The sequence below is a fragment of the Aliikangiella coralliicola genome (assembly GCF_007004725.1).
GTDB lineage: Bacteria > Pseudomonadota > Gammaproteobacteria > Enterobacterales > Kangiellaceae > Aliikangiella > Aliikangiella coralliicola.
Map to the genome: position 1 here is coordinate 344,126 of NZ_ML660165.1, position 12,654 is coordinate 356,779.

Sequence of the window (12,654 nt, forward strand, 5' to 3'; positions counted from 1 at the left end):
CATCTACTCTGGCATTTCAAGTTGTATCTTATTTTTCAGGCGAACTAGGTCGCCTGTTCAGATTAATTTTTAACAATTCGCAGGTTGAGCAATTTCGCCGGCCGTACACGATGCTTTTAAACCAGCCTGTTTGGCTGTTTTTTTAGCATTATAAACCGTGCATACTGCCTGCGGAACATTTCCTCTTGTCGTACTCAACAGTCCGACGCCGTTAATCTCCATTTTTTGGCAGAGCAGATCCTCAATTCTCTTGTCCATTTCAAGAACAAATTCAGGATGAACATTACTGCTCATAATAAGTGTCCGTCGAGACAAAATAATGTCGAGGTTATTTTTTAAATCAGTAAAAAGCTTTTCTGCTTGTGGTGCATAATTTGGACGCTCGTCAGGCGGTCCTGAACGAGCTTGCTTATCAACTTGACTAATCCCTGCAGAGGTTTGATCAACTGCCGCCAATACTGGAACAACCGTAAGCATGCTGCAATCTCTTGGTGCTTTATTAAAATTTTCACCGTCGCATAGTTTTCCGCCTTTAGCAGCATAACCGGATAATTCACTACTTTCAGATTGCCAGGTTGCAATGGTCGCTACACGATAAAATGCAATTTTATTACGCGCATCACTTTCTTTTTCTGCTTGCGCGGCAGAATCTTTAGCTAAATTATCCAGCGAAACGCGAGCATCTTCAGCAATACGCCACTGCGCGTTTTTTTGGGCGCTTTCAAGTGCTTGATAATGTATGGTCAACGCCTGGTTAGCATCTCGCAGTTGAAATGCGGTACAACCCGTCATCGCAACCACAAAGAAAACCAATAAAAATCGTTGCAGTGTCATCATTAAAACCCTCCCCTTAAAATATCATCAACTTGGTCGACAACCAGTGGCGGTACGCCTTTGTTTTCTAATACGCCGCCCATCAACACGCGGAAAACACGCAGCCACTCTTTACTTCCATATTGGGTATTGTTCGTGGCCACAAATTCATTCAGTGATACTACCAACTGCTTGATTTCAGTAATGTGCTCCTTTGCGGCAAGCGCGTTGCCTGAAGTTGTGCGCAATACAATTGAAACCGCTTCTTTTAAAGTGTCGCCAAACAAAACAGCTTTATCTTTACCATTTGCGGTCACAGTTTCATTGGCTGCATCAAGTAATAATGTAATCAATTGTCCTGCCAAAATATCATCGGGGTTAGCTTCATCCAGGTTAAACAGGCGACCAGGATTAGCAGCCGCTTCTTGAATGGCAACCTCGATTATCTGCATCCAGTCTCCACCGGAAAGCAGCGCGTCATCAACGGCATTCATTGCGTTCATAACCGCCACCAATACACCTTGCTCTGACTGCCCTTCTAGTGCTTTTCCTAATAGACTTTGGAATAATTCTAGCCACTCTTCACTACCAAATTGCCCGCTGTTTCCAGCAACTAACGCGTTAAGCGATTGCAGCAATTGTTGAACCTGCTGCAGGTTTTCCAACGCCTCTTTCGCTTTACCTGAAGACGATTGCAACACGATTGCTATCGCTTCTTTTAGTGTATTTCCAAACAACACAGCTTTGTCTTTGTTGGTGGTAATCGCCTCGCTCGCGGCATTGAGCACCAGGGTAATTAATTGACCTGCCAAAATATCATCGGGGTTGTCGGCATCCAGATCAAACAACCGGCCGGGGTTGGCCGCCGCTTCTTTACTGGCAATGGCGACAATTTCAATCCAGTCATTTCCCGATAGCAGCAAATGTTCATCGGCTTTCATCGCGTTAGTAATTGCCACCAATATTCCTTCCAACGATGCATTGTTTGATTCCAATATCATTGAAGGTGAGGCAGAAATATTAGTCAATAATACTCGGCCAAGTTCGATCAGTTGAGGTCTTGAGAAAACGCTGTCTAAAGGTTTTCCAGAACCAACTATTTCGCTAAACGAATCAGTAAATGTTTTGACCAGATCGGCCGCAGTTTTTTCCCAGGCGTTACTGCCGTCAGCAAAACGATGGACATTCTGACCGACAGTGCTTAACGCAACTTTAACCAACTCAGTACTTAGTTCATTGTCAAACGGTGGCTGCATGTTTTGTAAAACTGTGGCAAACCCCGACAATAAATCTTTGGCAAATTGATCCTGAGTTCTACCGCCGGCTCCAACAAACAATTGTGGCTTTTCCGCCACCACACCTAACGCAGCCTGGTACAATCCAAGCAAACCTTCTTGGGTGAATTGTTCATCCAGCCCTGTCTCTGCAGCCTGAGTCAATAACGCAGTGGTCAATGCCCCTAACGCTTTATCGCCACTAAAATCACTGCCGAGAAATGTTGTTGGAGAATTGGCAACCGTCGTTAACATAACCTTAGCGGCCGGCCCGACAATAGCATCGGTCACGGCCTGCCAATGAAGTTGTCCACTCAGATCATCAGGGAATTGATCAATCACAGGTTGTAGCGATGAGGTAATTAATTCCTGAATATGTTTTTCCGAAGCAACCCAGCTAGAATTTTCAGAAAGCGTTTCTAATCCCGCGCGTAAGAACACACCAAGTATTCGCTGTCCGAACTGTTCTTTGCTACCAAACTCACCGCTATCTGGAATCAGTTTGGCTAAATTAGACGCATAGGCAGAGACAAGAACCGCACCACTACCACCACCAATAATTCCGGGGTTGTTACCCACATAATCTAAAACAATATCGCCGGCAGTGAGTACGACTCTGGCCCAGGGACTAATCGGTCCTTTTTTGGGATCCCATTGATTAATTAAAACGGCAGATGTGCTGGTTCCATAAATGCTACCACCCTTTGCTGTTTCCAGACTGACCGCAGCGGTATAAAGTGCATCAATGGAAGAGGGCTCTAATTTAACTGCAAATCCATCCCAATATTCTGCATAAACAGCACCGTCTCCGGTAACATACTTCGAATTTTCAGGCTTGTTAAAATAACCGTTAACAAAATTTTCGGTATTAAAGTCGACTGCTTTTAGTGCGGGAAAAATCGCTGGTTCGTCGCGCGCGGACTGTTCTAGCGCTTCACGACCAGCTCTTGCCAGACGAGTTACCGACTGGACGCCAAAAAGTAATAATGTTGGGTTCATTAGTTATAATCTCCTATCAATAGTTCCATCTGAAGTTAATAGCACTCGACCGTTAATGTTGCCTAACTGATTTGCTTTCGCAGCTTTTTCAAATATTTCTACCAAATTCTTTTTGTCCTGTGTTTCGCTCACTTCCTCTTTCGCCTTTTGAACAGTTGTTTGTAAGCCACGAGCCACACTGGTGAGCGCAGTCAGCTTGCGAAAAATATCGAACCAGAATGGCCCGCCTAAACCTATCAGTATTCCCGTTAAAAAAACTGAAATAAGCCAAACAAAAACCATGCTGGATTTCGCCCAGAAAATACCAAGGCCAGATTGCGATTTTTCAATATCTTGCCATTCTGATAAATTCCAAGGACGCGTTTCTGAGCCAATTGGAATCCCGCTTGAATTTATCGATGCCTTTAACGACCTTAATTGCACAAAGTTTTCTCGAATTTTTTCTGCTTCATCTTCAGTTGTTGGTGGTGCAGGTTTCGATTGGTCACTCTCAGAAGCATCGATAACTTTTTCTTCGGTATTTTCAGTGCGATTAAGTTCACGCCGTTGACTTTCTAATTGCTTATCTAATTGTTTAGCAACAGACTCACCTTTGCTAATCATTTCCTGACGCAACTCCTTGTCCATCAGAAATGTTTGAAATAGATGAATTGCGTTTACGTTTAAAACGAAGGCGACTAAAATAGCAGTCATCACAGAGAACAATCGTGCCCTGCGCGCAAAATACTCCCTTGCATTTTCGCCGAAGTCTTCATACTTGCTTGCGAGATCTTCAAGAAATGTCTCTAAATATTTTCTGCCTCGCTGACGGGTTTCATTAAGCAGCTCTTTGCCCGCAGGCGTTTCCGCCAAACGCTCAATAAACTCAAGTGTCGTCAGTGATTTGATTTCCTTTGCATTGACCCGGTTGTAAACCCATTTTTTTAACCCGGTAGCCTGCTCATCGACCGGAAGAAATCGCGCCCCGGTCATGCCAGTTTGAAAACGAGCTGTTGAGCCATCGCCCCAATTAAGTCGATGAGATAGTCGCGGCTGAATAACATCACGATAAATATGCGACATTAACCGCTTAAGCCCCTTTTCACGCAGGCGTAAAACACGATGGGCAGTTTCAATAATGACGGAAACGATAGTGGAAAACACCATCATTGTGACAGCAAATGCAAGAGAAGCTTCAATCCATTGCATTATCGGTTCCTTTATTATTGGATGAGTGGGTTGCGATAAAGTTAAGCACGACTATTCTTATAATACAAACCAGTCACCCAACGCAACAACTTCTCTTTTTGAGATAAAACTCAAACAGTAAAATCTGAAATTCATCATTCAAAATCTCAAACCGCTACATCGATAGAAATACTCACAGGTGTAGTTTTTCTTCCGACAAGAAACATAAGACACTTTCTATTCGCGCCTTTTCTTGAAAATGTTTTTATATTGATTTATTGGCCATTTGAAAGAAGTTCGATTCGCCACGCCAATTATTTTTTAATTCTAGGACAACTAATTTTAAGTCAGGCGGCAACTTTCTAATAATCGACTAAAAAAGCAAACTTCTTTATTGCAAAAGCAATAGAGGCGAGTATATTTTTTCTTGAGCCTAAGACTGAGCCCACCAGTTTTCTTGAAAAGCAGGTTCACCCAAATAAAAAAAACGTGCTAATTCCAATAAAAAGGTCTAGCGAATTCCTACAAAAAACATTTCTCTGGAGCGCAACATGAGATATTTTAGATTAGTATTTTACATACCAATAATAATTGCTATTTTATTTTCCAACTCAATCTATTCGACACCGTTAGTCGACGAGGATTTCCCCGCGAGTGTTCGCGTTACTTGTGATAAGAATTTATGTGAACAGCTCAAGAAAGATTTTACTCTCGACAATATAGAAAAAGGTTTTGTCGACCTATATTTGCCCAGTTACTCTGATTATCAAAATTTACAAAACTACTTTTCATACGCTGCTTTAGCAAATGAATCTCCAATCGAAATTTTACTTTCAAATCAACAGGCGGAAATTAATTTCAAATCGATTGGCGTCAATGGCGAGGCTTATCATACCTATAACTCGATGCTAGCAGAAATTCGACAACTGGAGAGTAACAACTCTAATATTGTTAAAGTCATCAACCTGGGAAATTCAGCCAGTGGCTCACGTTCAGTTTGGGCGGTAAAAGTATCTGATAATGTGACTTTAGAAGAAGATGAACCCAATACTTTTATTACTGGTGGTATTCACGGCAACGAACGTCCTAGTCCAGAAGTTGCACTCTATGCGTTAAATAAAATTGTTAATAGCTATAACTCTGATCAACAAGTCACAACATTAGTGAATGATACGCAAATGTGGTTTATTCCGATGGTGAATCCTGATGGTCATACTGCAAACCGAAGAACGAATAGTAATAATGTTGACCTCAATCGAGACTATCCCACAGCGTGGAATAACTACCAAGTCACAGCAGCCGAGCAACCCGAGACTCGAGCAATAATTAATAACCTGGAAGCAAGGCAATACGTTGCTGGAATCGACTTGCACACCCACGGAAGAATGGTGATGTATCCATGGGCCCATACATCACAGTCGGTTCAAGATCTTGCAGTGTTTAAAGAGCTCGGTAATATGATTGGTCGTGCAATGGGCGGTTATCGTGTTGACACATTGTATAATCTATTCGGGCGGATTCTTGGTGGTAGTATTGACTATGAGTATGGTGCCCATGGAATTATTTGTCTCGGCGAGGAGTTAGGAACCTCCCATAGCCCGCCCATTTCGACAACCAATCAATTGGCGCGAGATAACTATCAGCCGATAGTGAACTTCCTGAGCCGTGTTTTAAAGTCGACTATTACCGGAAAAATTACTGACGCTAATACAGGTCAAGCTATCGTGGCGACAATCAAAGTCAGTCAGATAGACACAGGTGGCGCGAGAAAAGACTATCAAAGTGAATCGAAGTATGGCCGCTACTATCGAATTTTACCGCAAGGCAATTACACTGTAACAGTCACTGCCCCTGGATACAAAAGCCAGACTTTTAATAATGTGAATACAAATAACAGTAATCAAACAACACTTAATGTGGCGCTTGTTGAAGATGGCGATCCGCCACCACCGCCTCCCGGAGACAATGAACTCACTAACGGCCAGCCGGTAACAGTTAGCGCCGCTAAAAATGAAGTAAAAGGTTATACACTTGATGTTCCAGCCGACACTAGCAGTTTGAATTTTGTTATCACTGGCGGAAGTGGCGACGCTGATCTTTACGTTAAATTTGGCAGTGCGCCAACCTTAGACGACTATGATTGTCGCCCCTACAAAAATGGTAATGAAGAAACCTGTAGTATCACTAATCGACGTGCAGGAAAATACTATGCTTCACTGGTGGCTTACGCCGACTTCTCAAACGTCAATTTAACCGGTACTTATCAAACAGATACGCCGCCACCGCCTCCTCCACCCGGAGATTGTAATGGTATTCCAGCGTGGAACTCGTCGACCTTTTACAATCTCGGCGATGAAGTGAGTCACAATGGAAGTCGCTATAAGGCTTTATACAATGTTTGGTATTACGCGCCGGACGATCCTTATTTTGGCTCGACCTACTGGGAAAAAGTTGGTAGTTGTTAGTACCCTTATTTCATAAGCATTGACGACAGGGATGTTGTCAGTGTTATTTGCTAGTTCAAATACGGTTCAATGTTAATATGAAGTAAGATTAATGACTCCATGATTTAAGGTCTTCAAACTACACAATGACGTAGTAAGCGGATGATGGTATAGTAATTACAAGGTGTTATTTCAATGTGTTAACCAATGACAAGAGCTTGCTTTCTAATCTTATTATTTCTTTTTCCACTCAATGTAATAGCGAACTCAAATGAGAAATTTGTACTGCAAATTCTAGAACCAACAGGTGGAAAAATTGAAAAGCCGGTTAGTTGGTTTTACGAAGAACGCCACCGTTCCGCCAGGTCGTTATCTTGGGTGATATCCAAAGAAGAGCCAACAAATGGCTACGAAACAGGATTAGCCATTCAATTAATGGTTGGTATTCAAGACAAAACAAAAATGACTCCAGCACAGTTTGTTAAAAATCACCTCAACGCAGTCGCTAAGGCAGCTATAAGTGCGAAAGCTTGTGAACCGGAAAGTATTGGCTTTTTTATCAGGCAATGCCTTGAACTGGAAGAAGAAAAAGTTGTTAACGGAAAAGTAATTCAGTTTCACGTCCTCTACTCTTTTTTCTGGAACGATGATACGGATATGGTAGGTGTTACTGTTGCAGGTTCTCCATCGGATAGCTGGTCAAAATATCAAGGCATTTTTGAAAGAATGTCAAAAATAGATTTGATAGACATGGATCGATTTAAAGAATAATAACGGGCCACCACCTGTCAAAGCCAATAAAGTTCACTCCATTGTCAAATACCATTCATCTTTAAATTCACTTTTTCTAATATTTTGTCAATGAATTAACGCTGACTTTCTATCACAATAAATCACTCTTTAATTTATTTGTGACAATTTGCTTCAATTTCCCAATTGAGAGGAGAGTTCTTACTAGTTAGCATTAGTAATGTTAGTTGCAACGTAACTTGTTTATGTAACTTTCTCAAAAACATTTTTACTAGTTTAAATTACTCAGAGGTAACGGTTATGAAAATCAGCAATAAAATTAGTCTAACTCTCGCACTATCACTTGTCTTTTCAACAAGCATCAATGCACAGCAACAAGAATATGAAGCCATGGTAGAGGCTAGTAAGTTTTGTTCGGACCAACAGTGTATTGATTTTGAAAAAGTTGTAATGATCGGTTACGCGTGGTTAGATAAGACCGATACAACCCAAATTGTTACAGAGTCTGCAGCGATAGCGTTGAAAACACCAGGGCTTACAAAGAATATCGTAAAAGCGTTTAATACCTATCTCGCCAAAAAGGAAGCTTATCAAAAGGCTGCACAAAAAATTCACACGATAAAGTAACCTAATACTACAACAGAGGTGAAAATAATATGTATCCATTTAAACGGATACATATTATTGAAATAAGTCATCAGTTCAGAAATGCCCGATAAGCCTTAGTTTTTTTGTTTAGTCTTAATATGTTGGTCCAAAAAGTTAATTAACATTTTAAGCACATCTATTCGAGTTTCACTGCTAGATAACGCATGATCCTCACCTTCAAATTGTCGAAATACTACAGGCTTTTTAAGTTCAGTCAGTTCTTCTAACATACGCTCTGACTGTTCAATGTCCACAACGCGATCTCTACTTCCATGAATAAGCATGATTGGCGCAATAACCTTGGCAACAAAATTAATCGGTGATGATTTCGCTAGCACAGCTTCATCCCCCTTTTCATTTCCGGTTATCAGGCTGTTCCAATAAGAAAAAACCCAATGTTTTCGGCCATGTTCTGCTCTCTCCTTTTTCATCATCAGTTCCAGGTCACTAATGCCATTAATGGAAACCGCACATTGATATAGTTCAGGCGTTAATGTCGCTCCCGCAAGCGCAGCATAACCACCATAACTCCAACCGACAATGCAAACTCGATTAGGATCGGTTATACCTTCTTTAACTAAAAACTTTATGCCATCACTCAAGTCACTCTGCATTTTCTTACCCCACTCGCCGTGTCCTGCCTTAATGTGAGAAAGACCAAAACCAGACGAGCCTCTAAATTGCGGCTGTATAACCAAGTACCCTCGGCTCGCGAGTGCCTGCGCCAACCAATCGAATCGAACGCGATCGTAAGATTCTGGTCCACCATGAGGTAACATGATCGTTGGTAAATGACTCAATGTATTGCTTTCTTCGGCAGGAACCGTCAACAATGCAGGAATGTTAAGTCCATCTTGCGCTTTATAACTGAACTGTACAATAGGGTTAATGTCCCTGGCTTTAATTTTAGGACGAAGATTGGCCAAGAACTTGTGTGCTTTATCTGAAGATGACAAATAATATGTTCCGCTCGACGAACTTCCTGAAACACTAAAAATGATATCGTTAAAATCAGCGCTCCAATCACTTAATATTACCGACTCGCCAGAAAATCCCGCCAAAATCTTTGACACTCTTGCTTGAAGCTTTTTGTCAAAGAATTCGTAACTCGGTGTAAACCCGGAATACCTCACTCCTTTTACAATTCGGAAAATTCCATCAAAAATAATGCTCTCAATATCTGCATCGTCACGGCTAAAAATTGGGCCAGATATCTTTCCGTCTTTCAAGGACATAGTATATAAAACCTTTCTATCGGTATCTTCATCACCAGCACGAATAACCAGAGCCTTCTGATCGGGCGTTAAACCCACAGGAGCAATTTCCCTGATTGTCGTTTCGTTTCGGTAGATCTTTACTTTCTTATCACCCACTTTAGAAAATATCTGATGTAAATTTTTATCATTATCAAAGCGCTCCTCAGCGACAACAACGCCATCAGAATTGATAAAGTAGTCGATAGTTGAAGTTGTTCCTTTATCAAGAATTTTAGGGCTTTTGCGTGATGTTAGTGACGCTTTAACCAAGGCCAAACGCGACGATTGAAAATTATTGGTAACCCCGACATAGGCTGGCATGAGTGCATATTTTTTATCCGGCGTAATACCAGCAATATCTCCGAGACCGCTTTGCCCTCGATAAATAACGTCACCAGGCGTCAACAGCTGCCTGATTTTTCCGGATTGGGTATTGATTACAAATGCAGTACTCAGATCTAATTCACCGCGAATTCCTAGCACGCGCTGCACTTTCGATGCTACAAATATGATTTCCTGGTCACTAATAAAATATAATTCCCGAGGTTTTAAGTCGCCTAATTGAGCACCGGATATGATTTTATTGTCGAGCAATGAAAAAACCACTATGGCATTTTTATCGATTGAATTTTTGATAAAAGCGACTCGCTCGCCATTGGGAGACAATCTCATCAGAGAGACCGAGGTCTGAGCAGCGTAGTCTTCTAAGGTAGGTTTTGAATGGGCGAAAAAGGAACTGCTCACCACAAACAAAAATACGCACCCCTTCGCCAAAAAACTGCCAAAATTTCTCAAACTTTTACTCACTTTTTACTCCCATAAAATTTCCACTACCAGCCGGTCACAAAACTTACATTTCAGCCGACATTTATTCTCTGATTATTCCACACAGATATCTAACACCAACGGCACATTTCATCGGTGAAATAGCAATACCTTAACATTAAGCCGTCCAGACTTTGATTTCAGGAATGTCTTCCAATAATCAATTTTCTTCACTCAACATTAACAACATGAATGTTATCAATGTTTTCCTGCTAATCCAATGTAATCGAGTGTAATGTTGGTCAAAGTTTCACCATGCTAACCTGAATCAAAATTTTTTAAAAATAATGTAACCAACAACGGTTATTCATTTTTATCAGATACTTTTCAAGGATGGCTATGACTTGCCCAAGATGCCTTAAACCAATATCAGAATGTATTTGTAAAAAATCAGTCTCCATTCAACTCGCTAAGGTTTCAAGTAGCAAAAAGGTACTAACGCTTCCAAAGCTGGACACGAAACGAACGGTATACGTGACCATGCAATTAAGAAGCATTAAATCCCCAATTCCAGCTCAAAAGGGAAAACTATGGGTTTATCAACCTCGTCACTTTTACTCCATTAGCCCGGTTGGAGCCGCCCCATGGAACGCAGTCATTAACCTGCTGCAATATCTGGCAGAAACTTTTGGCATGAGCGGCATTGGCTCATTAACTTTTTATGGTGTTCATCCACATACAATTCCTCGTCAAACATGGGCAATGCTCAGCTTCTTAAATCCATCACACCATAAAAAATTTGACGTTTCCTATAAATCGTTAAGCGAAATGCCTCCGAATGTTTATTCGGAAGCTCTACCGGTTTTCAGACAAGATATTGATGATATATTGGTTTACGGTCGGCACATGAATCTGGCGGATTTTTATGAACAGATCAACCAATATGCGCCACGTGGAGTTCAACTCAGCGCTCTCAATACTACCAGCGGTCGCTATGCGCTGGTTAAAACGAATGCTCATCGAATGTATATGTTGTTCGCCTACGCACTATTAGGATTCGATATTGAGCATAGCGGCCACGAAATAGCCTCGCTCTTAGTTTCACCTGACGGGCGAGTGCTTTCATGGGGCCTCAACAATTCTCATTGCAACCCGACATTTCATGCCGAAGTGAGCATGTTGCAGCGATACTACTATTACCACAGCCAGTGTGGTGGATGCGAGAACTGTGATAAAGGTCAGATACCAATGGGCTCGATCATTTATACAACGCTGAAGTCCTGTTGGATGTGCGCAGGTATGGCTCACGATTATTGCAACGGCAGACAAGTCACCGTGATTTATAATCAAAATGATGATGGACGGCACGCTCACAACACACCGTTAGACTTGCCTATGAGAAGTGACATTCGGCAAATCCAACTTGATGGAAAAAATGGCATTAAACCAATAAAACTTTACAATCAATCGAAGTACTATCCAAAGTTACGAAAGGCAGGGTTAGTTTCAGTCAGTGCATCGGCAACACTCGATCGTAATTGGGCACAATATAAAGCAAGGAAACGAGAACTTAGCCAACCCAGCTCTTCGCATTCCTTTTCGAAGTTTTCTTCAGTCTCAAGGCAATTCGTCAAAAATCCTTCTATTGTCAAATTTCTGGAAAGCCAGTCAGAAAATTTTAACGACTTGGTCAGAAAGACGATGGCGCGTAAGCTTTTTAAGTATGTTCAAGACGGACGACCGCCGATGCACAAAAAGCGGATTAACCTAATGATGGACAATGTTATGTATTATATTGTCAATTTGAGTTTGATACTCTCAGGATCTGACACTATTTCTTCGAAAGGATCGAATAGCCGCTTTAACCGAAAACTCAGAATTGATGAGCGTGTTTTAGCTGCATCAAATGTCATTCACGGATTGCCCAAAAAAATTCAGGCAGCGGCGGAAAAGCACTTAAACGACATTATTCATGGACTCTATGATAAAATCAGGCAGAGTGGAGCGCTCGCTGCGCTAAGTAGCCTGGAAATCTGTTTGGGGATCGCTAGCCTCGGTAGTTCAAGCAGTTCAAGTGGTTTTAATCCCTTAGAGTGGCTACCGAGTGATCATCGTCCAGCGTTAACAGAAGCCCATGCAAACTGGGTTATCGGCGAAGCCTCCGCAGCCGGGCACAATTGTTTGATTGACTCTTTGCTCCAATTAACCACAACATTAAACCCACAGCAGCGAGCTCATCGATTTAATATCATTCGTAACCAACTAATTCAAGAGAACCTCACCAACCCAATGGACTTTTTGTCGATACATCAGCACGCGAGACGAATTTTGGAATTAATTCCCGGTGTCACGGCAACAGATTATAATATCGAAGGCTATTGGACTTTTGGTACAACGCTACAGGCGCCAGAGACCCTCGACCTTGGTGGAGACACGAAGTTAAGATTGTGGAATACCGGAGGTCACTTCGAACCGATTTTTATTCGTGAAGAGGAATTGTGACAATAAAATCGTGTTTAGCTTTCTTATCAAGCAACG

The 12,654-nt window shown here is 41.7% G+C and carries 8 protein-coding genes; 4 read left to right on the forward strand and 4 right to left on the reverse strand.

Features of this window, described 5'->3' with window-relative positions:
• Positions 1–69: 69 nt before the first annotated feature.
• The 3 genes from FLL46_RS14800 to FLL46_RS14810 are packed head-to-tail and all read right to left on the reverse strand — an operon-like array spanning position 70 to position 4,274.
• Positions 70–837 (reverse strand): hypothetical protein, encoded by a 768-nt coding sequence (locus tag FLL46_RS14800; RefSeq protein ID WP_142932051.1) that lies wholly within the window; start codon positions 835–837, stop codon positions 70–72.
• Entirely contained in the window at positions 837–3,086 is a 2,250-nt protein-coding gene (locus FLL46_RS14805) for a hypothetical protein (RefSeq protein WP_142932053.1), read from the reverse strand. The genes FLL46_RS14800 and FLL46_RS14805 overlap by 1 nt, the downstream gene beginning before the upstream one ends.
• Positions 3,087–3,089: 3 nt before the next feature.
• Positions 3,090–4,274: a nucleoporin Nup88 family protein gene (locus FLL46_RS14810; protein WP_142932054.1), complete on the reverse strand. Its 1,185-nt coding sequence runs from the start codon at positions 4,272–4,274 to the stop codon at positions 3,090–3,092.
• 530 nt (positions 4,275–4,804) lie between these two features.
• Here FLL46_RS14810 and FLL46_RS27850 point away from each other — a divergent pair.
• The 3 genes from FLL46_RS27850 to FLL46_RS14825 all read left to right on the forward strand — a co-directional run bounded on the left by FLL46_RS27850 (position 4,805) and on the right by FLL46_RS14825 (position 8,074).
• Positions 4,805–6,718, forward strand: a complete 1,914-nt coding sequence (locus FLL46_RS27850; protein ID WP_142932056.1) for a DUF2817 domain-containing protein — start codon at positions 4,805–4,807, stop codon at positions 6,716–6,718.
• Between the two features lie 186 nt (positions 6,719–6,904).
• The gene (locus FLL46_RS14820) at positions 6,905–7,468 is read left to right on the forward strand and encodes a hypothetical protein (protein ID WP_142932058.1); all 564 of its coding nucleotides are present in this window, start codon (positions 6,905–6,907) and stop codon (positions 7,466–7,468) included.
• A 279-nt stretch (positions 7,469–7,747) separates the two neighbouring features.
• Positions 7,748–8,074, forward strand: coding sequence for a hypothetical protein (locus FLL46_RS14825; protein ID WP_142932059.1), 327 nt, complete (start codon positions 7,748–7,750; stop codon positions 8,072–8,074).
• A gap of 95 nt (positions 8,075–8,169) precedes the next feature.
• Here FLL46_RS14825 and FLL46_RS14830 read toward each other — a convergent pair whose 3' ends face one another.
• Complete coding sequence (locus FLL46_RS14830; protein ID WP_142932061.1) at positions 8,170–10,158, reverse strand: alpha/beta hydrolase family protein; 1,989 nt, start codon at positions 10,156–10,158, stop codon at positions 8,170–8,172.
• 357 nt (positions 10,159–10,515) lie between these two features.
• Here FLL46_RS14830 and FLL46_RS14835 point away from each other — a divergent pair, with 357 nt between their 5' ends.
• Positions 10,516–12,618, forward strand: coding sequence for a Bd3614 family nucleic acid deaminase (locus FLL46_RS14835; protein ID WP_168204176.1), 2,103 nt, complete (start codon positions 10,516–10,518; stop codon positions 12,616–12,618).
• Positions 12,619–12,654: the final 36 nt, after the last annotated feature.